Origin of the sequence: Pseudomonas sp. URIL14HWK12:I12, assembly GCF_003097135.1 — a bacterium.
Lineage (GTDB): Bacteria > Pseudomonadota > Gammaproteobacteria > Pseudomonadales > Pseudomonadaceae > Aquipseudomonas.
The window spans coordinates 1,346,567-1,372,713 of record NZ_QEQL01000001.1; the positions used below are offsets into that span (position 1 = coordinate 1,346,567).

Sequence of the window (26,147 nt, forward strand, 5' to 3'; positions counted from 1 at the left end):
CATCACGCAGGCTCGCGACGCGAGCCGCACATCGACTAGAGGATGGATAACAATGAAAGCCAACGGCATCCGTACAGCACTGGCGTTTTTCACCGCTTTCGGCCTGGCCGCTTCAGCCATGGCCCAGGACAGCTTGCAGGCGTTGCGCGAGCGCGGAGTGATCCGCATCGCCAATACCCAATCCAGCCCGCCCTGGAGCTACCTGGGCGAGGACAACCAGCCCGCCGGCTACGACGTCGCAGTGGCCAAGGAGGTGGCCAGACGCATCGGGGTGGCCAAGGTCGAGTTCATCGCCGACAACTTTAAGAACTTCGTCGAAGGCCTGAAGGCCGAAAAGTACGATCTGGTGATGAACGACCTCACCCCCACCGCGGAACGCGAGAAGCAAGTGGACTTCGCCAGCGCCTATGGCGTGGAAGAGTTCTTCATCTTCGTGCGCGAAGACAACAACGCCATTAGCAGCATCAAAGACATGCCAGGGCGGTCCATCGGTGTGACCGCCGGTACCAGCAATGAATCCTGGGCTCGAAAGCACATGACCACATCTGATATCCGCAGCTATGAAAACGGCGGCCTGGTGTTCAACGACCTGGGCATTGGGCGGGTCGATGCGGTGCTGTCGTCATTGTTCGGCGGGGAAAAATACAAGAAGGTGCAAAACCTCCCGATCAAGGCGGTGGGCGAGCCTTTGACCTATCAGCTGTCTGCACCCGCCATGGCCAAAGGGCAAGATGCACTTCGAGACGCCGTCAGCCAGGCGGTCGACGGGATGATCATGGACGGCACAGTGGATGCGCTGGCCAAGCAATGGATCGGGCCCAACTACCCAATGACCAAAGGCATCGCTGCGGCCAAAGCCGAAGCAGCCGGGGAGTAAAAGCATGTGGGAGTTGTTCTTGCGCGCCTTGCCAATGCTTCAGCAGGCGATTGTGATCACGCTGGGGCTGGGCTTGAGCGCATTTATCCTGGGCAGCGTTCTGGGTATGGGGATTGCCTTGCTGCGCAACGCCAAGGTGCGCGCCCTGAAGGCCATCGCCTTTGCTTATGTGTCGATCTTCCGTGGCACACCGTTGCTGGTGCAGATTCTGCTGATCTACTTCGGGCTTCCACACTACGGCATCGTGCTGACGCCCATCCCCTCGGCGCTGCTGGCGCTGACGTTGTTCTCGGCGGCTTACCTGAGTGAAATCTTTCGCGCCGGGATCAACTCGGTAGACCCCGGCCAATGGGAAGCGGCGCAGTCGATGAGCATGGGCTACTGGACATGCCTGCGCAGGATCATCCTGCCCCAGGCGCTGCGCATCGCACTGCCGCCCATGGGCAGCCGGTTGATCGCCCTGATCAAAGACACCTCGCTGGCTTCAACCATCACGGTCATGGAAATGACCCGTGTGGCCGAGCAGGTCGGCGCCGCCACCTTCCGCTACATGGAAATGTTCCTGATGATCGGTGCCCTCTACTGGGTCATCAATCAGGTGCTGACTATCCTGCAAACCTGGCTCGAGGGCCGCTGGACGAGGCATATGCGATGAATACGGCACAAGTGCAGGTGCAGGGGCTGAGCAAATCATTCGGTGAGCTTGCGGTGCTCAAGCACATCGACCTCAGCGTCAACGCTGGCGAGGTGGTGGTGATTCTCGGCCCGTCAGGCTCGGGCAAAACCACATTGCTGCGCTCGCTCAACCTGCTGGAGCAACCTGACAGCGGCGTGCTCCAAGTGTGCGGGCACCGGGTCGAGATTGCCCCGGGCCGCCAGCTCGATCGAGCGTCGCGCCAGCAGGTTGCGTTACTCCGGCAAAAAACCGCCATGGTGTTCCAGGCGTTCAACCTGTTCCCGCACATGACGGCGTTGGAGAACGTGATCGAGGGCTTGGTTAGCGTCAAGAAGGTGCCGAAGGCTATCGCCCTGGAAAAAGGCCGGCAGCTGCTCGCCCGGGTGGGGCTTGAAGAAAAAGCGGGAGCCTACCCTGCAAAACTTTCAGGCGGCCAGAAACAGCGGGTGGCGATCGCCCGCGGCTTGGCGATGGAACCTGAAGTGATTTTCTTCGACGAACCTACCTCCGCACTGGACCCGGAACTGCGCGACGAGGTGCTGAGCGTGATGCGCCAGCTGGCCAGCACGGGCATGACGATGCTGGTGGTGACCCATGAGCTGCGATTTGCCCGCGAAGCGGCCGACCGCGTGGTGTTCATGGAGCATGGGGTGGTGGTCAAAGACTGCCCCAAGGCTGAGTTTTTTGGCCAAGCCAGCGGCGAGCGGATCCAGCAGTTTCTGCGCCGTTACTGAGGCTAACGGCCTGCCCGGCCGCCCATAGCAATGGGTAGCGTTCGCCCCCGCAGCCTTCGCCGACGGCCAGGCGGACAGATCGAAACTGCTGTGCCCGATTGGGCGCATCGGCAAAAGCCGCCTGGCAAAAAAACACGCTAGGGTGCGCCGATGGTCCGACAGCGGCATCATGCTTATCTTGTACTTGCGCACCCCGGAGGCCCTGATGACAGATGCCAATACCCTCAGCCCGCCCATAGGCGTGCAGTTGCCAGCGCGCCTGGTCCCGTTTCCCACCTCCATCAGCGAAGCCGCAAGGGCCGCGCTGCAACGCTGGGTTACTTCAGAAGGTACGCCAGCGAACGCCCTGCAGCAGTGGCCACCGGCCAACGATAGAGGCGCCTGGCAGGCGCTAAAGAATCGGGTCAACAACCAATACGCCACTGCAGTGCTAGGCTTGGCCAAGCAGCTTTACGCCCAGGTCGAGACCTTGAGTGTCGGTGATGCCACACTTCACCTCGCCACGCCTGATGGCCAAGCAGGAACCCGGCGCGCCTGTATCGACCTGCACGGCGGGGCCCTCGTCTTCGGCGGCGGCGAGGCCTGCCGCGTTAGCGCGCAACAACAGGCAGACCGATTCGGCGCCTGTTGCTATGGCGTGGACTACCGCCTGCCACCTGAACACCCCTACCCCGCCGGGCTGGATGATTGCCTGAGGGCCTATCGACATGTGCTGGCCCTGCATTCACCCGGCGACATTGTTCTGATCGGGCGTTCGGCGGGGGGCAACCTGGCGTTGGCCATGTTGCTACGCGCACGCGATGAAGGCTTACCGATGCCGGCCGGGCTGGTGCTGCTCTCGCCTGAAGCCGACCTGACCGAATCCGGAGACAGCTTTCAGACCAATCGCCATGTGGATGTGATGCTCCCCCTGCCCTTGATGCCGGTCAATCGGCTATACGCCGGCGGGGCGGATCTTGCTCACCCCTACCTCTCCCCGTTGTTCGGCCAGTTTGACGGCCTGCCCCCTACCTTTTTGCAAAGCGGTACGCGCGATCTCTTCCTGTCCAATGCAGCGCGGCTGCATCGCGGCCTGCGCCGAGCGAAAGTACCGGTGGAGTTCTATCTGGGGGAAGGCATGCCCCACGGCGGCTTCATGGGTGCAACGGCCGAGGATGAGGAGCTCGAGCAGGCGATCCGCGAATTCGTCGACCTGTGCTGGCGACCTTAGGCGCCAGGCTGTGCGGCCGATCGCGGGCACTTGGCATGCCCTGCCCGCTGGCCTCGGCGGTTGCATTTCATGGGTCGGAAACCCATTCTCCTGCCATGGTTTGTCTTTCGGCTACCGAAGCATTTGCCCTTTTCCAGAGAATGATCGGATGCATCACTTATCAGGCGGCCTCTCCCGCCGGCACTTTTTAATAGCGACCACTGCCGCTGCATTGGTTCGCCCAGGTTGGGCCAGCGGATGGGACGACGATTTCGCCAAGGTCGAGCGCGAAAGCGGCGGCAAATTGGGCGTATACGTTCTCGACACTGGATCGAACGCACACTTTGGGTGGCGCGAAGACAGCCGCTTTCCTTTTTGCTCAAGCTTCAAAGCGCCGCTCGCTGCGTTCGTTCTGTGGCTCTCGGATCAAGGGCGGCTGGCGCTTGATCAGGTTGTTAGATATGGCGAGCCTGACCTTCTGCCCTATGCACCCACGACAAGGGCTAATGTCAAAAATGGCGGAATGACCATTGATGCACTGTGTGCGGCGGCTGTATTGCTGAGCGATAACACTGCTGCAAACCTGTTGCTCCGTGAAACCGGAGGTCCCCAGGCGCTCACTGAGTGGATGCGATGGCAGGGGGACAGCGATTTCCAGCTCTCCGATAACGAACCCAAACTGAATCTCTCACGGTTCGCAGACGCGGCTAATACCACGACCGCCAAGGCGATGGCGGGAAGCTTCAGTAGGTTTCTCTCCGGCCCTTTGTTGACACCCGCGTCGCAGGCTCGATTCAAAGACTGGATTCTGGCCAACCAGACCGGAGCCAAACGCCTGCGCGCAGGGCTGCCTGCCGCTTGGCAAGTGGGTGATAAAACCGGCACCTTCAACGAAGGTTTCTATTCGACGGTCGACATTGCAGCGGCGTGGCCCGGGGCAAGAAAGCCGATCATCATTTCAGCCTTTTCCACCGACACGCCGGATACCCAAAGCGGTGAACGGGCGCTGGCGGCCATCGCGCGCCTGGCCGCTTCATGGGTGCAAAAACAATGACGTTGATGATCGACACTGCCGCGGCTGCGGCGCGCGGCTATATTGCTCTGCTCGGTGATGGTCGGCCGGCCCCCAATTGGGAGGAGCACTGTGATGAGCCGTGAAGATCTCGATAACTTCAGGGCATTGGATGACAGCCGAAAAATTGAGTTCCTGGCCCATGTCGATGAATTTCTGGAACTCGATTTTGCGACGTTTTTGGCCTGGCTTGCGTGCGATCCCGAGCAAGACGACCTCTTGAGGATCGAGGCGATCAAAGTGATCGGGTTATACAAGGGGAACTATGACGGTCACCTGATACAGCAGAAGATACTCTCCCTTGCGCTGGAGCAAGATGAGGATGACGAGATCAGGGTGTACGCCTTCAATGCAGTATCCCACCTTGAAGTGAGTAACGCTGAAATCGATGCCTCAGCCCAGACTGTATTGAGCGATGAATATATTTTGATCAAAGCGGCTGCCTTTTCATTGATCGCCCAGCATAAGCATCTGCTGGTTGCGCAAGCGGCGCTGCGAGCGATTCAGGGCGATGAAGAGTTCGGCAAGGCCGCGAGAAGAGAGTTGGGCACGCTGAGCTGAGGCACTCGAAATGCTCTACCCGAGCCGCTAGGGTATTCACGGATCGAAGAGTACAAAAATCAGATTGGAGGTGTACGGATGAGCAGTAACGAGCAGCAGGTTGACTTGTTGATATCACACAGTCAGATCCTGGTGCGGGGGCGAGAGTACAGTGAACAAGACAGCCAGTGGGGGCCATCAATATCCAGCAAGGCGCCATTGTTCATGCTGACTACGTGATTTTCGATCCCTTGCCTGATGATACGTTTGGCGCACAGGTGCAATTGGCGGTGCGCGACAGCTTCGTATTGGACAGCACGGCTCAACGTTGTATGGTTGTTCCTTTTTCGGTTAGCGACCGGGCGCGTGTGGAAGTGGCCTCCGCCACGGAGGCCCAGAGCGTCGATATCGGTTTGAAAGAAGTGCAATACGCGTTGTATTTTGAAGTGTGCGAGGGGAGCGAAGTTTTTTACAAGTTTACATTCGTACCCAGTGATGCACCGCTGGAACCTCGCTATATCATCAGCGACCCGTGGGGTGGAACCGAAGGGGCTGCCTTGGTCAAGGGCGTAGCCTGACGTACCAGCCCCACCGCATAACAGCCTGCTGCCCAGCGCGGTTGTTCACAGGTTCGACGCCCAGTCACGAGCAAGAAAGACAGGTTCCCCATGCTCATCGATCAAAAAGACATTGGGCGGCGCATCACGCAGAAGCGGTGAGATCTCTTGCTCGCTGAACCCCGCCAGGCCGCAACCGATCTTCGACAATAGAAATCGGTTGTTGGAATGCGACCTGGCGTACTCGATGAAGTCTGCTACATAGGCACTGACCTGCTCGAGCGGTAGCGTACGGCGTGGCGTGCTCTTGGTAGGGATCGCGTAGGCCCGGCCTTGTATACCAACGCCAACACCCTTGGTGGCGCCCCATTTCTTCACGGCGCACAGCGCAGCACCCTTACCGTGAATGCCCTGCTCGTTCGAGCCAAAAACGAAAATATCCAAGGTGCTCATATTCAACTCTCCATCCACACCTGCGACGAGCCCAGCGCAAAAGTAGAAACTTAATGCAACAGGCCAGCCCGACTTATTATCAAACACTGTGGCGCCAGTGATGGAAAAGCTTTTTTCGTTTTTTCTTTCGTATGCGCAGGAAACTTTTGTATCGTATTCAACGGTGATGTAGTTAGGCCCTACGCACCGAACAAGCCTTCTGATGACCCCGTCCTGTAGTTGCCTCAGATAATGGCCATGTTAACTAGGCATCTTTTCCAGCACCCGGGTAAACAATTGCGCCGCCGCCTTGAGCATGCTGAATCAGCTTCTGAAGAAGATCAATCAACAGGCGCCTACATCGGTATCACCTGCGTCGAAGCCTGGCTTACCGATGTCGATTTACGCCTCACAGATCTTGCAGCCCTGGTCTAAATAGGCACGTGCAATTCGGTTCGCGCCCCGTGGGGCTGTGGCGCGAACCGGTTGGCTGGGTTAAACCTTGAACCGCGCAACCATGCTCTGCAGCGTGCTGCCCAGTTGGGCCAACTCCACCGTCGAAGCTGCGCCCTGCTCGGTCGCTGCGGCGGATTGATCAGCCACGTCGCGCACATTTATCACGCTGCGGTTGATCTCCTCCGTAACCGCACTCTGTTGCTCAGCTGCGGTGGAAATCTGCTGACTCATTTGCTCGATGGTACTGATGGCCCGGGTAATCTCCAGCAGTGCCTGCTCCGCTTGATTGGCCAGCTTCACCGTGCCTTCTGTGCGCTGCCGGCTGGCGTCCATCATGCTCGACGCGGCACCAGTGCCTTGTTGCAACGTCTTGATGAGGTCCTCGATTTCCATGGTGGAGTTCTGGGTGCGCTGGGCCAGTGAACGCACTTCATCAGCAACTACCGCAAAGCCGCGGCCCTGCTCGCCCGCCCGCGCAGCCTCGATGGCGGCGTTGAGGGCAAGCAGGTTGGTTTGCTCGGCGACCGCCTTGATCACGTCGACGACGCTGCCGATCTTGTCACTGTCGTGGGTAAGGCGCTGCATGGCAACGCCCAGCTGCTCCACCTCACCGGCCAACTGGCCAATTTCACGGGTGGCAGACTGCACAACACTGCTGCCGTGCGCTGCGCGCTCACTGGCTTGTTTGGCGGCTTGTGAAGCGTCTTCGGTGTTGCGCGCCACCTCGTGCACTGTGGAGGCCATTTCATTCATGGCAGTGGCAACCTGATCGACCTCAACTTTCTGCTGAGTGACGCCCGCGCGGGTCTGTTCGCTCATGGCTGAGAGTTCTTCGGCGGCCGTCGCTATTTGCGTGACGCCACTACTGATGCCGCCGATCACGCCCCGCAACGAGACAGTCATGTGCTGCATCGTATTTAGCAGCAGGCCAAGCTCGTCCTGCCGGGGGGTACCGATGTCATGGGTCAAGTCGCCCTCAGCGATGCGCCGCGCCGCCAGCACACTGGCACTGAGCGGGCGTGTGATTTGCCGGGTGATCAACACCGCGGCAAAAATGCCAATGAGTAGAACGACGGCTGCCACGCTAAGCAACTGGATGATCGCACTGCGTTTTTCGTTATTAGCGGAAACGACCTGCATCGCCATGATCTCTTCTGCACTTTTGACTGCATCGGCAGCTTTGTGCTGCAGGCTGTCGCGCAGTTGATCGTTGAGTTGCAGCAGTTGGGAGATATTTGCCATCAACTCCCGATACTGGCGCAGCGCCGCAAGGGCAGTTTCCACAGCGGGCCCTGCCTGGCTTGGCAGGGCGCCACGGGCAGCGGTGACTTGCGCGATCAAAGCATCGGCGCTGTCAAACGTCGCCTGGCGGCCTTCGGCAGTTGGAGTGCTCAGGTAACGACGGAAAACCAGGCGGAAGTTGGTCATGCCGTTGCGCAGGTCACCTGCGATTTTCACTTGGTCGATTCCGGTTTGATCGGGCGAACGCCTAGTGTCATCGAGGGTTTTTTCGAGCAGACTTTCGAAGGTTGCGCTCACCTCATCGGACACTTTGATCAGCGGCTTGAGCTGCGCATCCACCTTCTGGTTGTTGTCAACCAATTGGTCGAAAGTCTGCTTGAGACCGGTTGCCTGATCACGCATACCGCTGAGCATTTTGACGTTTGCCGGCACGGTGAGCATCTGCAAACCGCTTGCAATCGTGTTGTTCAGCGAGGCCAACGCCAGCTCGTAACCCCGAGCGGTGTCGGCGCTGGGTTTTGCCGTATAGCTCAACGTGGCAACCTTCACACCCAGTACATCCGCTTTAACCTCCGCGACCTTGCCTGCCTTTCCCAAGCGCTCGATCAGCAGATCAACGCTGGAGAACCCAATCGCAGTGACGGTGAGCACACCGAGGAGAATCGCCCCAAAGCCTATACACAGCTTCTTGCTGACCTTCAAATTATCCAAACCTGTGAATCTCATTGCTTCAAACCCTCTGTTTTCATCGTTTCGTTATCGGCCCAGGGGGAAATAAGTTAATGAACCGCTTCAGTACTATTAACGATGATACCGATCAGGTTTTTCTATCAATAAAAAACAGCTAGGCGATTTTATTGGATCCTTTGTATAAATCTGGTTACGTGCTGGCCTAGGGGAATTCCCTGCTCTGGCCGCGTCCCCTACTGTGTCATCCTTCTACAGCCGGCGACCGCCAGGTTCTGTTTGGCCATGTTGTGAGTGGCCTTCGTCACCTCAGAGGTGCCTCCGTGAATGAGAGCAACCGCGGCTTTCAGCACGGCAGCTAACGCGCGCTCGTTGGCCACAACACAACCGAGCTGCCGACCGTCGACCTGATCATGCCCAACGCAGGGGTAGCCTGAAGCGCGGTTCGCCCTCGTCGAAGATGTAACAGGGGCCTATCCATCGGGGGGCACCAACGCCTGGCCTAACGATCACCGAGCCACACCCAGTGCAGCCGTTCGGCAGCAGCTGAGGCATGGGGCAAAATCGAGCTCGGAGCTTGAAGCAGGCAGGGGCAAAATCATCATGACGGAGCGCCCGCACGACCTGCCGGCCTCACGCCTGGGCTAAGCCATAACCGGGCTAAGATCTGACAGTGAAGGCTCTAGAACGGCCTTGGCGTCGCATTGCCCCGCCCTAAGAGATGCTTGGCCAATTGGTTGCCTGCCCGAAGCCCGGGAATACATCCAGTTACAGATATGCCCTCTGATGTACCAAAAGATAACACCCCTGCAATTATTGAAAATAGAGTACCAACACTACATAATTAAGCGGTTGTGCTGGCAAGAGGTATCGCGGGTGAAATTTATAAGAAAGTTCCTGGGTCGCCGGGCAAGAAATCGCATTCGCGAGCTGCCAAAGATCCAACGTGGCGCAGAAAAACTGCGCGAGCTCTATCCCTCCTACACCTTTGGCGATGGAACCTATGGAGGCTTGGAGGTTCACGACTGGGATCAGGGGGCCACGCTGAAAGTCGGCGCTTACACGTCTATCGCGGGTGGTGTCAAAGTTCTGCTGGGGGGCCATCACCGGACTGACTGGATAAGCTCGTATCCTTTCCCCATGCAGCTCAAACACTTGGGGCATATCAAGGATTACAGCGGCACCCACGGTGACGTTATTATCGGCAACGACTGCTGGATCTGCTCTGACGTTATGATTTTGTCTGGCGTATCCATTGGAGATGGCGCGGTAGTTGCCGCGGGTGCCGTTGTTACAAGAGATGTAGCCCCCTACTCTATAGTGGGAGGAAATCCAGCACGTCACATTCGATGGCGTTTTCCGGAAGAACACCAGGCAATACTTTTGAAATCCCAATGGTGGTCGTGGCCAGAAGAGGAAATTATCGCTTGCGCAGAACTTCTGTGCTCGGACGACTTCGAACGCTTCGCTCAATACGTGGAGAGCCGCAGCTGATGCGGTTCAGCTCGACAACCCAAATACCTGCCAGGCACTACTGCTATGGCAAAGCGACGGATCGCGCCTCTACGGGAAGGTCATGATACAAGTTCGACTCTTGGAACAGGGAACCTCTACAGCTGCTTAAGCCCCGTCTGAAGCAACTGCTCAAGTTGAGCTTCAACCTTGGATACTCCCCTGCAGCGAGTAAACTTTTATTTCATCAAAAGCTCCCCGTGAATCGTCCCTGATTTCCTCGGCGCTCTCCAGACTCAGGCAATAGCCGATTAATCGCTCGCAAACGTCCGAAAATTTCACTTCTTAGCCCCCATCAAAGTCATGAGCGCATTGGTAATGGAAGCACCGACGGCTTCCACCACCACGGTGATGGCAAGCGGGGGTGCAGCCCATGACCTCGTCATGTTCAGAGCGGAGCCAATCTAAAGTTTGGTTCGTTTTCGTCGATGACGTAATAGGCCCCTGCCCAGCAGGGCGTCATCAGGGGGTACCGCCCTTCAACTGGCCTGAGGGTCACCCACCCAAACCAGATGCCGCCGTTCGGCTGCTGGCAACCGGGCGGCACGCAACAACAGGGCACAAACGAGTCATCACCTGCTCGCCACGGTAATGGTTCATGTATTCAAGAGACTGAGCGTGAACTGCGCGTTACCGGCAGCTTCCATACAAACTGAGGCAAGCTGAAAACAAAGCAGGTTAGGGGGCGATGGTTTTCCGGATAAGGACATAAAGCCGCCGCGCAATTCAGCGCGCCTGCCTGGCGCACTGAATTGAGAGATACAACACCGATAAGAGTTTACTCAGGGATTACTGAGCACCGCCACGCCTTAAAGAGCCCATTGCGCATGAAAGCTAGTTCTTCGGGAAACACGATCCTCTGGATGGCCGTGATACTGATCACCGGAATCGTGGCCAGTTGGGTGGCTGCACGCGAGCAGAGCGACGCCATTGATCGGCATGTCGAGCAGGCACTCAAGGAGGCCAGCCGCAAGATCGAAGGCGACCTTCTCGCGCGGCTGCGCGTCTACGAATATCGTTTGCGGGGCATGCGTGGCGCCGTGCACATGCTCGACATAGACAATGTAAGCACCACGCTGATGCGACGCTATAGCCGCGCCCGCAACTTGGCCAAGGAATACCCGGGTGCGCGAGGTTTCGGCTTCATAAGACGTGTTCCCGTCTCAGAGCAAGCCAAGTTCGTCTCACAGATTCGAGAAGGTGGCCAAGAGAAATTCAGCGTTACGCAGTTTGAGAAGCACGATGGAGAGCGCTTCATCATCCAGTTCATAGACCCCGCCGAGCGCAATGCTCAGGCAATCGGGCTGGATATAGCTTCGGAGGCGACACGTCGCACCGCCGCCATCGGCTCGATGCGAAGCGGGGAGGCCACGCTGACCGCACCTATAACATTACTTCAGGATTCGGGGCAGAAGCTCAGCTCGTTCCTGTTTCTTCTGCCGGTCTACAGCACGCCAGAGATGCCCTCGCCCGATCACCGTGAGGCCGCGACCATTGGGTGGACCTACGCCCCTCTGACGATGCGCGAAGTCATGGGCAATTTGAACCTTGAGGATCACCGCCTGCACTTGAAACTTTACGATGTGAACACCGACAGTGGGCAGCTCATATTTGAAAGTGAAGAAAGCGGGCCAGATTCGACCGTAGTGCATTCCTACACTTTCGACCGCGAGGTCTACGGGCGCACATGGCGTTTCGAAGTGGGAGTACACCCACTGTTCGTCACGTCGGTGGACCCCACGCCTCCGGGGCGTTACTTTTTGATCGGCTTGGTCGCAAGCATCCTACTGACCGGCCTGGTAGGCACACTACTGGTCGCCCGGCAGCGCAAGCAGCAGGTCGCCGCCGGCCAGGCTCGATTGGCGACCATCGTCGAAAACTCCAGTGATGCCATCATTGGCGAAGCGCTTGATGGCCGGATAATCACTTGGAACCGTGCGGCCCAGACAATGTTCGGCTATACCGAAGCCGAGGTGCTGGGCCAACCACTGGCTCCCTTGCTGGTGCCAGCTTCGCGATTTTCCGAAGATCAGGAGCTGCTCGAACGCATCAGCCGTGGTGAACGCGGCTCCGCACTGGAAACCCAGCGCTTGCACAAGGACGGGCACCTGATCGACGTAACAATCACGTGCAGCTTCATTCGAGAAGCAGACGGCACCATCCTCGGGGCCGCCAAGATGATGCACGATATCAGCGACAGCAAACGCGTACAGCGCTATCTGATGGAGTTCAACGCCGAGCTCGAACAACAGGTCAGCGAGCGGACGGCCGAGCTTTCGCGCGTGGCTAGCCTGTTACAGGCCGTGCTGGACGCATCCTCCGAAGTTTCGATCATTGCCACTGACAATCAGGGCAAAGTGATCGTGTTCAACCGGGGCGCAGCCTTGCTGCTCGGCTTCAGCGCAGAAGAGACCATCGGTCAGAGATACGCTGTCGACTTTCATCTGCGCGATGAGGTCGAAGCCCGTGGCCACGAGCTGACTCGCGAATATGGTTATCCCATCCAAGGCCTGGATGTGTTTCGGCACAAGGCCTATCTGGAGGGCTCGGAAACCCGGGAGTGGGTCTATCTCCGCAAGGACGGCTCTCATGTTCCGGTGTCCATGATCGTTACGCCCATCCGCACCGAAAACGGGCTAATCAACGGTTACCTCGGGATTGCGCAAGACATCACTGAACGGCTGCGAAACAGTCAGGAACTACAGAGAGCAAAAGCCCAAGCGGAATCGGCTAATGCTGCCAAGAGCTTGTTCCTGGCCAATATGAGCCATGAGATCCGTACGCCCATGAACGCGGTGATCGGTGTGGCCCATCTTCTGCAGAACACGCACTTGGATGATCAACAGCGCTCACTGCTCACCAAGCTGCAGATCGCGGGGCGCTCGCTGCTCGGGATCATCAACGACATCCTCGATATCGCCAAGATCGAAGCAGGTGGAATGAAGCTGGAAAACGCGCCTTTCAGCCCGACCCAGCAAATTGAAGAGCTGGTCGAATTGTTCAAGCCACAAGCTGAAGCCAAAGGCCTGCAGTTCAATGTCGAGATACAAAGCGTATTGCCCAACAGGGTCATGGGCGACGCTCTGCGCGTTAACCAGATCCTCATGAATCTACTCGGCAATGCCCTGAAGTTTACGACCTCCGGCAGTGTCACCATCACAGTACGGTATGAGCCGGAAGCACACTATAAATGCTGGCTGCGCGTAGTGGTCGCGGATACGGGCTGCGGCATTGCGGCCGATGTGACCGAACACTTGTTTTCCCCCTTCACCCAGGCGGATACCTCCATTACTCGCCGCTTTGGTGGAACGGGCCTTGGCCTGTCGGTAGTGCGTGGTCTCGCTGAACAGATGGGTGGCAGCGTCGGGGTGACCAGCCAATTAGGTATCGGTAGTCAGTTCAGGGTCGACCTGCCTTTACAACTGGCCAACGAGGGCGCTGAACAGTTGAGGTCGGATCAAGCGCTGTACGTGCTGTTGCTCAATGAACAAGCCGAAGAACACCAGCCATTAACCCAGGCATGTCACGCGTTGGGTTGGCAGCTCACTGTTGTACAGACGCCGACGGCGCTGATGACGCACCTGCAAGAGCGTCAGAGACCGGATCTACTGCTCATCTCCTGGCCTGAAGCCCAGGCGCTTGGCCCGGTCCTGCAGCGTTGCGGGGATTGGCACTTGCCCGTGGTGCTGATCTGCTCCCCAGCAACACCTTCAAGCATTGCGTGCGCTGGGCTCGAACACTCCATGAAACACCTCTTGAAGAGACCATTTGATGCTAGCGCGCTCTTCAATGCCGTTAATGAAGCACTCGCAGAACAGCCAGGCGGTGCTGAGCGGGTCAATCTATCCAGCCGCCTCGACACTTCTGTGGCGCGCTGGCTTGAGGGCTTGAACGTCCTGCTGGTCGACGACAGTGACATCAACCTTGAAGTAGCCAGCCTATTACTGATGCAGCAGGGCGCTACGGTTCAAACGTGCAGCAATGGCCTTCAGGCCCTTGAATGCCTGAGGCTGCATCCGGCCACTTTCGATGCGGTGTTGATGGACGTGCAGATGCCGGAAATGGACGGCTACGAAGCGACACAGCGGCTGCGCGAGGAACTGGGCCTGCGAGACCTGCCTGTAATAGCTGTGACAGCAGGGGCCATGGCGGAGGAACGTCACCTGGCCCAAGCGTCGGGTATGGACGATTTTCTGACCAAACCGCTGGAGCCGTCGATCATGATACGTGCATTGCGCCGAGCCGTAGAAGGCCGCCGCGGCGCACCCTTACGCAGCGTACCGATCTTGAAGACAGGGCCCGGCGATGAAAGCTGGCCAAGTATCCTTGGGCTTGATAGTGCCGAAGCCTCTAAGAGGCTGGGCCATGACAGCTCACTGTTGCGATCCTCGCTGAAACGTCTGTTTGAGGATTTTGTGGAATTCAGTGACGATCGGCTGCTCAAGTGGCCCACTTCGCTGAGCGGCGCAGACCTGCAAGCTCGCCTGCACAAACTCCGAGGAACAGCGGCGCTACTGGGCGCGAAGGCGCTCGCCAAGTTAGCGCAAGAGGCTGAGGAGCTACTGCGCCATGGCGCTCAACAGGCCCATCTTTCAACTGCGCTTGAGCCACTGCTGGCCGCTTACGCAGCGCTGGACAGGCAAACACTCGAGTTTCGGGAAAGCGTGCTTGCCCTGCCTAAGGGCAATGGCGATAACGGCGCTGCTCGCCAGGCCTTGCTGACGCTTCATGACCAGCTGCGCAATCAGGACATGGCGGCGTCGGACACTTTTGCCATTGCCATCGATGCCCTGCGTGAGGTTGCGGATGAGGCGTTGCTGACTCTCCTGTGGCAGGCGATCGACAACCTGGATTACGCACGCGCACAGGCACTTCTCGAACAAGCCACCGCCACGCTTGAGGAAGACTGAAACCATGGAACGCTCCCCTACTCTGCTCATCGTTGACGATGACGTATCCTGCATTCGCACCCTCAGCAAGGCCCTCGCAGGGCTCGGCCAGATTATCTTCGCAACCAATGGCCAGGCCGCCGTCAGCCTGGCGCTGCAGCGGCAACCAGATGTGATACTGCTGGACGCGGAAATGCCCACCATGAGCGGCTTCGAGGTTTGCCAAGCCCTCAAGGCGGACCCTCTGCTACGCGAGACGCCCATCATCTTCATTACCAGCCACACTGAATCGACCACGGAAGAAGCAGGGCTCGCGCTGGGCGCGGTGGACTTCATCGGCAAACCGATACGCCCATCCATTGTCGCGGCCCGAGTGAAAACTCATCTGCGGCTCAAGCTCGCCATCGATCAGCTCAACCTTCAGGCGCAGACGGACAGCCTCACGGGGCTCAGGAACCGCCGAGCGCTGGACGAAAGAATCGAGCACGAGTGGCAGTCGGTGCTGCGCCATCAACGCCCGTTCTCGCTATTGTTGCTCGATATCGATTTTTTCAAACGCTACAACGATCACTACGGCCACCTGGCCGGCGATGAATGCCTGACCGCAGTGGCCAAGGCTCTCGACACTTGTATAGAACGCACAACCGATCTTGTGGCCCGCTACGGCGGTGAGGAGTTCGCGGTGATCCTCCCGGAAACCGCAGCTGACGGAGCACGCCTGTTGGCCAAGAAGATAGTGGACAGCATCCGGAGCTTGAACCTACCGCATGCGGCCAGTGACTTGGGCTGGGTCACAGTGTCGGTCGGCGCGGCGAGTTTCGATTCACATAGCGCGGGCTGGGATCTTCTGGGTAAACCCTCGAGACATCCAGGTTTCAAGCTCAGCGTGAGCGACCTCCTCGGCGTGGCGGACAAGGCGCTTTACGCTGCCAAGCATGCCGGGCGCAATTGCAGCTATTTCGAAACGATCGATGGGCAAGTGCCCACCTTGGATGACTGAGAGCGCACGGCTCACCTTCAAACCGGTGCCGACGGGTGGCTCAGCCCGAGGCATGCTGCGACTGGCAAATCAAGAAGCTACGGTTAGCTCGTTCGGAGCGGGCAAGTGTTGGGGTGATGTGCGGCCAGCATCTGGTGCTGCCCGCCTCATGATCGATAGAAGAGAGCCTGGCGTACGGCCTGCTGGTTCGGTAACGCCAGCCTGCCCTGATCACAAATAAAGGCCCGGCCCGCGTATCAGCCTGATCGATGCGTATAAGCCTGGTTTCCGCCTGAACGGCTCCGCTGAGGCCTAGAACAGCAAAAGATACCCTCCCTATACCTAACGGCATATGGACCCTCATGCCTGCCCTCGTTAATTTCTGGTCCATCGTGCTTACGTTGGATACTGAGGAAATGACCATGGGGCGGCTTGCGGGAAAAGTGGCACTGATCACGGGCGGCGCAGGGGGGTGTGGGCTGGCAGCTTCTGAACTGTTTGCCCGTGAAGGGGCTAAAGTTGCCATTCTAGACCTGCCTACCAGTGACGGTGCGAACGTGGCCGAGCGTATCGAGCAGGCAGGCGGCAGTGCCTGCTTCATCGCTACCGACGTGTCGGACGCCACACAAGTGCAACGTGGGGTGCAAGAGGCCGAGCGACGCTTTGGGGCGGTGACCGTGCTGATGAATCATGCCGGGACCATCGAGGTAGGGCCTTTCCTCGACACTTGCGAAGATGACTGGGACCGCTTGATGGCTGTCAACGTCAAAAGCATGTTTCTGGTCACCCGTGCCGTGTTGCCAGGCATGATCGCTGCCGGAGGTGGCAGTGTCATCTGCACCTCTTCAATCTCCGGCGTGGTCGGCACTCCGATGGAGGTCTTGTACTGCACGACCAAGGGCGCCTGCCATATGTTTTCGCGTGCGATCGCCGTGGAGTTCCGCCAGCAGAACATTCGCAGCAATGCCATTTGCCCAGGCTTTATAGGCACCGCTCATGGGCGCCGTGAACTCGAGTTGCTGCGCGAGCACGGCACCGTGATTTCCGATGACATGCTCCAGAACATGCAGGGCCGCCTGTGCGATCCGATCGAAGTGGCGCGCACCGCATTGTTCCTGGCCAGCGATGACGCCAGCTTCGTCAACGGTGCGCACTTGTTCGTCGATAACGGCTATACCGCTGCCTGACCTCCTGAAGCCCGCGCGCCTTCATAACAAAGCGCGGCTCCTCAATACCTCTACTGCCCTAACAATACGTACAACACGTCGGCAAGAAGGAATATCGTATGGAGATCGAAAGTAGAAGCGTCGAATTCATTCCTGAGAATGAACGCTATGGCTCGCCCAAACGGCTCTTCACCATCTGGTGCAGTGCCAATATGCAAGTGACTACCATGGTCATCGGTGCACTGGGCGTAGTGGCCGGGCTGAACCTCGGCTGGACGTTCATCGGTCTGATTATGGGCAACTTGATCGGCTCGATTTTCATGGCCGCCCACTCGGCCCAAGGCCCACATCTGGGCATTCCGCAGATGATCCAGAGCCGCGCGCAGTTCGGTGTGGTCGGTGCGGGGCTACCGCTGGCCATTGTGGTACTGGCCTACATCCTGTTCACAGCAGCGAACGGTGTGGTCATGCGTGATTCGATCAAGGCCGTCGTGCCGGTCTCGGACAACGATGCCATTATCCTGTTTGGCGTGCTCACGTTATTGGTGGGTTACGTCGGGTACGAACTGATCCATCGTATCGGCGTGTGGATGAGCGCCCTGTCGGGCATCATTTTCGCACTGGCTGCCTATGCCGTTCTCAAGAATGGCCTCCCTACCGGTGCGTGGGACGTATCGGGAACCACGTTCAAGTTCGCGACCTTCTGCCTGGTGGTCACCCAGGCCGCCTCGTGGACACTGGGCGCCGGCCCTTATGTGGCCGACTACTCTCGCTATCTGCCCACCAGTACCTCGACCCGCTCTACATTCTGGTATAGCTACTTAGGCATCGTGGTGGGCTCCTCGGTAGTCATGTTGCTAGGGGCGATCATGGCGGGCGCGGCGATGGACGTCATCTCCGACCCTGGCAGCGCCATCGCCAAACTGTTTCCCGGCTACGGCCAACTGGCGTATTTCATCATCATCATTGGAGTTCTGGAATGGAACGTGATGAATCTGTACAGCTCGTACATGTCCACCACCACCATCTTCACAGGCTTCAACGGCACGGTACGAATCGGCAGGCTGGCTAAGTTCATCATCATGACCATCGTCGCCGTGATCGTGACCTGGATCGCCATTGCGGCGCAGTACAACTTCGGCGCGTACTTCAGCGATATCCTGATCGGGCAGGTCTACGTACTGGTGCCTTGGAGCGCCATCAACCTGGCTGACTACTACTGGGTTCGCAAAGGTCGATACAGTGTGGCTGCGATGTACGATGTCAATGGCATCTATGGGAAGGTCAACTGGAACACCTTGCTGATCTACGCGGTCGCGGTGCTGATACAGATTCCGTTCATGGAGCTTTCATTCTATAAAGGCGCCATCGCGCACATGGTCGGCACCGATATCTCGTGGCTGCCTGGCCTGGTCGTGCCTGGAGTGCTGTATTACTGGGTCAACCGCAATAAGCGGCTGCACTTGACCCCGTTCGAAAATCCCGAACCTTCAGCCACCGCTGCTGCATCAGCCAGGGCAATTTGAGTTCCTGAGAAATGGCACCCGCTTGCCGCCGGCCCAACGCTGTTGGGCCGGCGGTTTTCTGCTATGTTCCGTAGCCGAACGCACCCGCGATCGGGCCGCAAGGGCAGCATCGGCGGCTACCACGCATCGAGCTATCGAGGCTCCATATACAGGAAAACCGAGATGGATAGCCAGGGCGTCTACGTCATGGCCAAGTTGATCACGGCAATAGGCCACCCAACGCTTGGGCAGAAATTATGCGACCTCTTGCTGGGCCGGGTAAGTTTCGACATGAGTTGCCTGTACCTATTCCGTTTCGATCAGCCTGCAGAACTGCTGCACGACGGTTACAACGGCCTGGTATCAGCGCGTACGCTGGAGTCTTACCGCCAGGGTGGTTACCTTCTTGACCCCTTCTACGTCGCCAGCACTCATCGGCACCCCGGTGGCTTGTGGCGTATGAGCGAGCTGGCGCCCGACAGCTTCTTCTCGTCCGGCTTCGCGATTTCGCCCGATCTGCACCCGTGTGTTTCCTCGACTCACGGCTCAAAGATCGACGAGATCGGTTTTATCGTGCACCTGCAGGCTCGAGCCGCGCTGGTCTTCACGCTTATGAAGGCACACAGGCACGGGGCGTTCAGCGACGATGAGGTAGCTTATCTTCGCCACGTGGCACCTGTGGTGCGCGCGGCGCTAGAGCAACATGGCCGCCATCTGCCCTACGCGCTCGACAACAGCGAGGTCGACAGCCGCCTGGAAGGTGCATTCGTTGGCGCGCTCGGCCAGCTTACCGATGCTCAACGCCATATCGCCAGGTTGCTGCTCCAAGGCCACAGCAATGCCTCGATCGCCCGGCAGTTGGCGATATCCGAAGGCACGGTGAAAGTGCACAAGCACAACATCTACCAGCGGCTGGAAATCACCAGCCACGCAGAGTTGTTTCGCTTGTTCATTGGTTATTTGGCGCAGACTGCGCGGTGACCGGCGTTGGGCCCCGGCAGCTGCTCAAGCTGCAAGATAACCTTCCAGAAACGACGAAGCCCTCCAAAAGGAGGGCTTCGGTACATATATGGTGGGTCGTGTAGGATTCGAACCTACGACCAATTGGTTAAAAGCCAACTGCTCTACCAACTGAGCTAACGACCCTCTTGGTGGCGTGCATGATACTGATTTTTAAGCAGTATTCAATACCTCACCTTCAAAAAATTCAAAAATAGCGGGTTGGGTCAGGCAAGCCCGCAACGGCGAAGCCTTCTGCGCGAAGCCGGCAGCTATCGCATTTGCCGCAGGCGCGGCCTTCGTCGTCGGCCAGGTAACACGAGACCGTCAGGCTGTAATCCACGCCATGGCCGGTGCCTGTGCGCACGATATCCGCCTTGCTCATCATCTGCAGCGGCGCCTGGATGCGAAAGCCATTACCTTCGACGCCGGCCTTGGTTGCCAGGTTCGCCAGGCGCTCGAACGCTTCGACGAACTCCGGGCGGCAATCTGGGTAGCCTGAGTAGTCCACGGCGTTCACGCCGATGAAGATATCCTGGGCCCCAAGCACTTCCGCCCACCCCAATGCCAAAGACAGAAATACCGTATTGCGCGCTGGCACATAGGTAACCGGAATACCCTCAGTCGGGCTCTGGGGCACGTCGATGCTGCTATCGGTCAGCGCCGAGCCGCCGATGCCGTTCAGGTTCAGGCCAATGACTTTATGCTCTTTGGCGCCCAGGTCTTTCGCCACCCGGCTGGCCGCATTCAACTCAGCGCGGTGGCGCTGGCCGTAGTCGAAGCTCATGGTGTAGCAGTCATAGCCTTGGGCTTTGGCCATGGCCACCACCGTGGCCGAGTCCAGGCCACCAGACAGCAGAATCACCGCTTTTTTCGCATTCATGGCAAGGCCCTCCTCAACGGCCAGGTTCATCGTTCCACAAGATCTTGTGCAATTGGAGTTGCATGCGCACCGGCAGGTTGTCGCTCACCAGCCAGTCGGCCAGGTCACGGCCCTTGAGCTGGGTGGCGCTGGGCGAGAACAACACCTCGCCTGCCCGCTGCTCCAGGCGGTATTCGATCAGTTTGCTCACCGCCCAGTCGTAATCACCCCGTGAACACAGCACGAACTTCACTTGATCATTCGGTGTGAGCAGGGCCAGGTTTTCATAGAGGTTACGATGCGACTCTTTCGAGTCCGGGGTTTTGAGGTCCACAACGCGGCTCACGCGTGGATCCACTGCGCTGATGTCTAGCGCACCGCTGGTTTCCAGCGACACTTCGTAACCCGCGTCGCACAGTCGCTCGAGTAAGGGATGCACGTTAGGTTGCGCCAATGGCTCGCCGCCGGTCACGCACACATAACGGGGCCGGTAACTGGCCACTTGCTCGAGGATGGCCTCAAGCGTGAGCAATTGGCCACCGCTAAAGGCATAGGCGCTGTCGCAATACTGGCACCGCAGGGGGCAACCGGTCAGGCGAACGAACACAGTGGGCAAGCCACTGGTCCGTGCCTCCCCCTGCAATGAGAAGAAGACTTCGGTGATGCGTAATGTTTTATGCATGCTCGCCACGGGCGTGACAGCGAAACAGGCCATCCGCCTCCGTTAGCACCCGCGGCGAACCCGCTAACGCGTGACTCTCCGGGGCTGGATAAAAGGGGCGCTGATTCTAACGAAAAAACCCGCGGCAGGCGCGGGTTTCTTCGTGAAAGGTCACTGGGGTTCACATACGTTGGATATCTCGCTGCGCCAATTGCGCAGCGGAAGTACCCGGGTACTGGCTGATGACCTGCTGAAGGATCGGCTTGACCCGATCGGTGTGGCCAAGGCGACGCTCAACGTCTGCGAGCTTGTAGAGCGAATCCGGCACTTTCGGGTGCTTGGGGTACAACTGGCTGACCTTGGCGAAGGCCTGCCCTGCCCCTTGCAGATCGCCTTTGGCTAGGTTGACTTCACCCAGCCAGTATTGGGCGTTGCCGGCATACTGGCTCTGTGGGTAGCGGCGCAGGAAAGCGGTGAACGCTTGGCTGGCCTTGTCGAAATCCTTGGCCTTGATCAGATCGAAGGCGGCATCGTAGTAAAGCTTTTCCTTCGCAGGGTCACCGGGCTCGGTACCTGCGGCGGGTTGCTGTGAGGCGGTATCGCCTGCAGCGGCGCCACCGGCGCTGGATGCACCGTTGGCGGAAGAATTGTCGGCTGGGGCGGCCTGCTGCGCAGGTGCACCGGAGCCAATACGGCTGTCCAGGTCTTTGTAGCGATCCAGGGCATCCTGCTTCATTTGCTGGATCTGGTTCTGCTGAACTTCAACCTGACCGCGCAAACGCGCGATGTCTTCCTGCATTTGCTGCAACTGCATGAACAACTCGCCCTGCGCGGAGACAGGGGCCTGTTGGGCCCCTGTTCCGGCATAAGCGCCGCTCGTGCCGTAACCGGAAGGTGGTGTGTTGCTGCCATAGTTATTGGCACCATCAACCACGGGAACCGCTGCCATTGCCGAAAACGGCAAGGACAACGCCAAAGCAGTTACAACAGAGCGGCACTTTCGCATGACGAATTACTTACGCAGTTCGACGCGACGGTTTTGAGCCCAGGACTGCTCGTCGTGGCCGGTGGCAACCGGACGCTCTTCACCGTAGGAAACCAGTTCCAGCTGAGCAGGGGAAACGCCCTGCAGAACCAAGTAACGCTGAACGGCCTTGGCGCGACGCTCACCCAGAGCCATGTTGTACTCGCGGGTACCACGCTCGTCGGTGTTGCCTTCCAGAACGACGTGGGCGCCGTTAGCTTTCAGGTCCTTGGCGTGTACGTCCAGAGCGCGCATGGCTTCTGGCTTCAGGTCGGAGCTGTCGTACTCGAAGTAGAAGGTGGTGATAGCACGCAGAGCGGCTTCTTCGCTCATGCTGCCGTCGACGGCACCGGTGTTTGCACCGTAGCCAGCGTTCGGATCAACAGCGCCACCGGCGCCAGCGCCAGCGTCATCACCGCCCTTGGAGGAGCAACCTACAGCTACGGCCATGGCCAGTGCCAGAGCAGCGAACTTACCAAACTTCAGCATTTCCATTGTGAAACTCCTAATGAACCCCAGTGTGTTAAGTAAAACGTCTTGCGCCGCGTCAGTTCAGGAAAGGGGACCAGGAAGGTTCTCTTACTTCGCCTTGCGCGGTTGGAAGTGGAATCCTGACGCGTCCGTTCAAGGACACAAGCATCAAGACGCCCCGGCCCTGAGAACGGGTGGCGTAGATTACCATGGTGCCATTGGGCGCAACAGTAGGCGACTCATCAAGACTTGAATCAGTGAGAATCTTGACATTCCCACGCTCCAGATCCTGCGAAGCGACCTTGAAGTTGGTAAAGCCGTCTTGGCGATGGATCATTACCAGAGTCTTTTCGTCGGCCGAAAGTTTCGGCGCAGCGTTGTAGTTACCGACGAACGTGACACGCTCAGCATTGCCCGAACCTACGGTAGTTTTGTAGATCTGCGGCTTGCCACCCCGGTCAGAGGTGAAATAGATGGTACGGCCGTCTTTACCCCAGGTCGGCTCAGTGTCGATAGCCGGGCTGTTGGTGACACGAGTGATGTTGCGGCTGGCAAGATCCATCACGTAGATCTCCGGGTTGCCATCCTTGGAGAGCACGAACGCCAGCCGGGTGCCGTCAGGCGAAAACGCCGGCGCACCGTTGAGGCCTTCGAAGTTGGTCAGCATTTCACGGCGGCCGGTGTCGACGTATTGAATGAAGATGCGCGGTTTGCGCTGTTCGAACGATACATAGGCGATACGCTTGCCATCAGCGGCATACCGAGGCGAGAGGATAGGCTCGCGCGACTGCAGCAGGGTAACCGCACGGGCCCCGTCATAGTCGGAACGCTGCAGGGTATAGCGGGTGTTGCCGGGGGAGAATTGCTCCGCAGTCACATAGAGGATACGCGTGGAAAACGCGCCCTTGATGCCGGTGAGCTTTTCGAACGACTGGTCGGCAATGTAGTGCGCCATATCCCGCAGTTGATCGGTGCCGCCGGACACGCTCCCCGTCAATACCTGCTGCTGCGAAGTGGTGTCGTAGAGGCCATAGGTGACCTGCAGGCGGCCGCCGTTCGGAACGATACTGCCGATCATCACGTAGCGGGCACCGAGTGCCTGCCAGTCACGGTAGATGATGTCTGCCGGCTGGGTAGGCTGGCTGATCATGTTCTGCCGAGGAATCGGCGCATAGTAACCGGAGTTGCGCAGGTCATTGCCGATGATGTCTGCCATGTCTTCAGGCAGCACCGCCCCGCCCTGCATGCCGAACGGCACAACGGCGATGGGGGTGGCGCGGTCGGTACCGCTGCTGACCACGATGTTCTTTTCATCTGCCGTGGCCAGGCCCGCGGTGAAGCAGAGCATGACGAGCAGGCCTCGTAGAAGAGTTCTCACAGCGCTAGGTCCTCGGGTGTGAAGGTCATAAGGAAGTTACGATAGGGAGCGAAGTCCTGCGGGCTCAGCCCCTGCATTTCAGTCAGCTTGCCGATGTTCTTCACCGCAGCCACGGCCGAAGCATCATAGGAAGCGTCGCCGCTGGATTTTGCCACCTGAACATTGCTGATGGTGCCATCCGGCAACATGTTGATTCGTATCTGCACTGCCATGCCCTTTCGAGCAGAAGGCGGCCTGTTCCAGTTATCCGCAGCGCGCGAGCGAATGAGATCGTCGAAGTTGCCAGCCACGCTGTCGTCGCTATGCTCATCGGCCAGTGTCTGCTGGCGCTCGGTCTTGTCGGACAGAAGATCAGCCAGGGCCTGGGCCTTCTTGTCTTCCTGAGCCTTGCGAGCTTTTTCCTGGGCCTTTTTCGCAGCGTCGGCAGCGGCAGCCTTTTTGGCATCATCAGCGGCTTTCTTCTTCGCGTCTTCGGCTGCCTTTTTCTTGGCGTCCTCCGCCGCTTTTTTCTTCGCATCCTCGGCAGCCTGCTTCTTGGCTTCCTCGGCGGCTTTCTTGGCGTCTTCCTCGGCTTGCTTCTTAGCCTCGTCGTCGGCCTTCTTCTTGATCGCGGCTTCTTCTACCTTCTTGGCCTCAGCAGCCTTGGCGGCGTCGGCAGCAGCCTTGGCATCGGCGGCCTTCTTCGCATCGGCAGCCGCAGCAGCCGCCTTCTTGGCTTCATCGGCCTGGCGAGCTTGTTCGGCCTTTTGAGCCGCATCGGCTTTCTTTTGTTCCGCTTCAGCCTGCTGCTCCTGTTCGACCTTTTTCTGTTCCATCTGGTCGATTTCAGTCTGCTTGGCCGCCGTACGCTTGGACTCGCCCGCAATCTTCTGGTTGGTCTGGGTAGTGGCCGAACTCTTGGACTTGAGCTGGTAAAGAGTCGCCTGCACCACCGGCTTGCTCGGGGGCAGCTCGGGCGTGAAAGCAAAGCTCACGAACAGAGCGCCGAAGAGAATGACGTGCAGCACAATGGCCCAGAAACTGGGCCAGAAGTAGCTTTCCGACCTGGAGGCCTCACGCTCTTGCATCACGGCGCCTCGGTGATCAGGCCGACGTTGTCGATACCGGCCTTCTGCAGCCCGCCCATGGCGCCCATGACCGAGCCGTAGTCGACGGCCTTGTCGGCGCGGATGAACACCTGGGTCTTCTTGCCGTTCTGAGTGCCTTGGCGAATGATCGCACCTGCAGCCTGGGCCATCTGGTCCAGGGTCTGGGCACGGTCGGCCTGGGTCTTGGTGTCGACTTCGGTGCCCACGTTCCAATAGTAGGTCTTGTCGGCCTTGATCGAGATGGTCAGGATCTGGACGTTGTTATCCTGGGGCAGCGCCTGGTTTGAAACCTTGGGCAGGTCAACCTTCACGCCCTGTTGGATCATCGGTGCGGTAACCATGAAAATGACCAGGAGCACCAGCATCACGTCGATGTAGGGCACCACGTTCATTTCCGCTACCGGCTTGCGTTTTTGCCGGACTCGAGCCATTGATAATTACCTGCTCATTCTTCGCTGGTGTGCACCTTGCGGTGCAGGATGGCCTGGAATTCGTCCGCAAAGGTGTAATAGCGGCCGATCAGGGTTTCGCTGCGAGCGGAGAAACGGTTGTAGGCGATCACCGCCGGGATGGCCGCGAACAGGCCGATGGCGGTGGCAACCAATGCCTCTGCGATGCCGGGGGCAACGGTAGCCAACGTTGCCTGCTGCACGCTGGCCAGGCCGCGGAAGGAGTTCATGATCCCCCACACGGTACCGAACAGGCCGATATAAGGGCTGGTAGAGCCGACGGTGGCCAGGAACGGCAGGGTTTGCTCGAGTTTCTCTTCCTCACGGGAGATGGCCACGCGCATGGCACGCCCCACGCCTTCCATGACCGCGTCAGGGTCGACGCCCGGCTGCTGACGCAGGCGGGAGAATTCCTTGAAGCCTGCACGGAAGATCTGCTCGACGCCGGAATCGGGGTCAGGGTTGCTGCCGGCCTGGCGATAGAGTTTCGACAGGTCGATGCCCGACCAGAAACGCTCTTCGAAGCTTTCCAGCGCGCGGCGCCCGGCACGGATCATGTTGCTGCGTTGGAAGATGATGATCCACGAAGTGACCGAGGCGGCCACCAGGATCAGCATCACCAATTGCACGACGAGACTGGCATTGCTGACCAGGCTCCACATGGAGGTATGGTCGACGGCGTTCGCTTCCACGCGAGTTCTC

23 protein-coding genes, 1 tRNA gene and 1 pseudogene are annotated in these 26,147 nt (G+C 58.6%); 13 read left to right on the top strand and 12 right to left on the bottom strand.

Translation table 11 applies throughout. The features are described 5' to 3' along the window. The first annotated feature begins 52 nt into the window (after positions 1-52). The 7 genes from F474_RS06295 to comJ all read left to right on the top strand — a co-directional run bounded on the left by F474_RS06295 (position 53) and on the right by comJ (position 5,666). The gene (locus F474_RS06295; RefSeq protein ID WP_097083409.1) at positions 53-877 is read left to right on the top strand and encodes a transporter substrate-binding domain-containing protein; all 825 of its coding nucleotides are present in this window, start codon (positions 53-55) and stop codon (positions 875-877) included. A gap of 4 nt (positions 878-881) precedes the next feature. Then, the gene (locus tag F474_RS06300; RefSeq protein ID WP_097083408.1) at positions 882-1,532 is read left to right on the top strand and encodes an amino acid ABC transporter permease; all 651 of its coding nucleotides are present in this window, start codon (positions 882-884) and stop codon (positions 1,530-1,532) included. Next, positions 1,529-2,287, top strand: a complete 759-nt coding sequence (locus F474_RS06305; protein ID WP_097083407.1) for an amino acid ABC transporter ATP-binding protein — start codon at positions 1,529-1,531, stop codon at positions 2,285-2,287. The genes F474_RS06300 and F474_RS06305 overlap by 4 nt, the downstream gene beginning before the upstream one ends. A gap of 205 nt (positions 2,288-2,492) precedes the next feature. Further along, complete coding sequence (locus tag F474_RS06310) at positions 2,493-3,497, top strand: alpha/beta hydrolase (RefSeq protein WP_097084250.1); 1,005 nt, start codon at positions 2,493-2,495, stop codon at positions 3,495-3,497. Positions 3,498-3,645: 148 nt separating this feature from the next. Then, the gene (bla, locus tag F474_RS06315) at positions 3,646-4,530 is read left to right on the top strand and encodes a class A beta-lactamase (protein WP_165830270.1); all 885 of its coding nucleotides are present in this window, start codon (positions 3,646-3,648) and stop codon (positions 4,528-4,530) included. Between the two features lie 93 nt (positions 4,531-4,623). Continuing rightward, a complete protein-coding gene (locus F474_RS06320) occupies positions 4,624-5,109 on the top strand; it encodes a hypothetical protein (RefSeq protein WP_097083405.1) in 486 nt (161 codons plus the stop codon). Positions 5,110-5,276: 167 nt separating this feature from the next. After that, on the top strand, positions 5,277-5,666 hold the full coding sequence (gene comJ, locus F474_RS06325) for a competence protein ComJ (RefSeq protein ID WP_256577648.1): 390 nt from the start codon (positions 5,277-5,279) through the stop codon (positions 5,664-5,666). Positions 5,667-5,711: 45 nt separating this feature from the next. Here comJ and F474_RS06330 read toward each other — a convergent pair whose 3' ends face one another. The 3 genes and pseudogenes from F474_RS06330 to F474_RS23225 all read right to left on the bottom strand — a co-directional run. Then, the gene (locus F474_RS06330; RefSeq protein WP_097083404.1) at positions 5,712-6,098 is read right to left on the bottom strand and encodes a hypothetical protein; all 387 of its coding nucleotides are present in this window, start codon (positions 6,096-6,098) and stop codon (positions 5,712-5,714) included. A 474-nt stretch (positions 6,099-6,572) separates the two neighbouring features. Then, on the bottom strand, positions 6,573-7,445 hold the full coding sequence (locus F474_RS23220; protein WP_371919427.1) for a methyl-accepting chemotaxis protein: 873 nt from the start codon (positions 7,443-7,445) through the stop codon (positions 6,573-6,575). Then, positions 7,431-8,501, bottom strand: a pseudogene (locus tag F474_RS23225) (methyl-accepting chemotaxis protein); the annotation flags it as partial. The pseudogene F474_RS23225 and the gene F474_RS23220, both read right to left, overlap by 15 nt. Positions 8,502-9,338: 837 nt before the next feature. Here F474_RS23225 and F474_RS06340 point away from each other — a divergent pair. From F474_RS06340 to F474_RS06365, 6 genes are all read left to right on the top strand, one after another. Beyond that, positions 9,339-9,956, top strand: coding sequence for a CatB-related O-acetyltransferase (locus F474_RS06340; RefSeq protein ID WP_097084249.1), 618 nt, complete (start codon positions 9,339-9,341; stop codon positions 9,954-9,956). 845 nt (positions 9,957-10,801) lie between these two features. Next, the gene (locus F474_RS06345; RefSeq protein WP_097083402.1) at positions 10,802-14,884 is read left to right on the top strand and encodes a CHASE domain-containing protein; all 4,083 of its coding nucleotides are present in this window, start codon (positions 10,802-10,804) and stop codon (positions 14,882-14,884) included. Positions 14,885-14,888: 4 nt separating this feature from the next. Then, positions 14,889-15,863 carry a diguanylate cyclase domain-containing protein gene (locus F474_RS06350; protein WP_097083401.1) on the top strand — a complete coding sequence of 325 codons (975 nt, stop codon included), beginning with the start codon at positions 14,889-14,891 and terminating at the stop codon, positions 15,861-15,863. Positions 15,864-16,264: 401 nt separating this feature from the next. Next, positions 16,265-17,029, top strand: coding sequence for an SDR family NAD(P)-dependent oxidoreductase (locus F474_RS06355; protein ID WP_097083400.1), 765 nt, complete (start codon positions 16,265-16,267; stop codon positions 17,027-17,029). Between the two features lie 98 nt (positions 17,030-17,127). After that, complete coding sequence (locus tag F474_RS06360; protein ID WP_097083399.1) at positions 17,128-18,534, top strand: cytosine permease; 1,407 nt, start codon at positions 17,128-17,130, stop codon at positions 18,532-18,534. Positions 18,535-18,696: 162 nt separating this feature from the next. After that, positions 18,697-19,494, top strand: a complete 798-nt coding sequence (locus F474_RS06365; RefSeq protein WP_097083398.1) for a helix-turn-helix transcriptional regulator — start codon at positions 18,697-18,699, stop codon at positions 19,492-19,494. Positions 19,495-19,583: 89 nt separating this feature from the next. Here F474_RS06365 and F474_RS06370 read toward each other — a convergent pair. The 9 genes from F474_RS06370 to tolQ all read right to left on the bottom strand — a co-directional run bounded on the left by F474_RS06370 (position 19,584) and on the right by tolQ (position 26,137). After that, a tRNA-Lys gene (locus F474_RS06370) sits at positions 19,584-19,659 on the bottom strand. A 61-nt stretch (positions 19,660-19,720) separates the two neighbouring features. Beyond that, complete coding sequence (gene queC, locus F474_RS06375; protein WP_256577647.1) at positions 19,721-20,395, bottom strand: 7-cyano-7-deazaguanine synthase QueC; 675 nt, start codon at positions 20,393-20,395, stop codon at positions 19,721-19,723. A 13-nt stretch (positions 20,396-20,408) separates the two neighbouring features. Continuing rightward, positions 20,409-21,056, bottom strand: a complete 648-nt coding sequence (gene queE / locus F474_RS06380) for a 7-carboxy-7-deazaguanine synthase QueE (protein WP_097084248.1) — start codon at positions 21,054-21,056, stop codon at positions 20,409-20,411. 160 nt (positions 21,057-21,216) lie between these two features. Next, entirely contained in the window at positions 21,217-22,041 is an 825-nt protein-coding gene (gene ybgF / locus F474_RS06385; RefSeq protein ID WP_097083396.1) for a tol-pal system protein YbgF, read from the bottom strand. A gap of 6 nt (positions 22,042-22,047) precedes the next feature. Then, entirely contained in the window at positions 22,048-22,554 is a 507-nt protein-coding gene (gene pal / locus F474_RS06390) for a peptidoglycan-associated lipoprotein Pal (protein WP_097083395.1), read from the bottom strand. Positions 22,555-22,606: 52 nt separating this feature from the next. Next, on the bottom strand, positions 22,607-23,908 hold the full coding sequence (gene tolB, locus F474_RS06395) for a Tol-Pal system beta propeller repeat protein TolB (protein WP_097083394.1): 1,302 nt from the start codon (positions 23,906-23,908) through the stop codon (positions 22,607-22,609). After that, positions 23,905-24,975 carry a cell envelope integrity protein TolA gene (gene tolA / locus F474_RS06400; RefSeq protein ID WP_097083393.1) on the bottom strand — a complete coding sequence of 357 codons (1,071 nt, stop codon included), beginning with the start codon at positions 24,973-24,975 and terminating at the stop codon, positions 23,905-23,907. Before tolA ends, tolB begins: the two co-directional genes overlap by 4 nt. Then, positions 24,975-25,427, bottom strand: coding sequence for a protein TolR (gene tolR / locus F474_RS06405; protein WP_097083392.1), 453 nt, complete (start codon positions 25,425-25,427; stop codon positions 24,975-24,977). The genes tolA and tolR overlap by 1 nt, the downstream gene beginning before the upstream one ends. A 14-nt stretch (positions 25,428-25,441) precedes the next feature. After that, entirely contained in the window at positions 25,442-26,137 is a 696-nt protein-coding gene (gene tolQ, locus F474_RS06410; protein WP_097083391.1) for a protein TolQ, read from the bottom strand. Between the last annotated feature and the right edge of the window lie 10 nt (positions 26,138-26,147).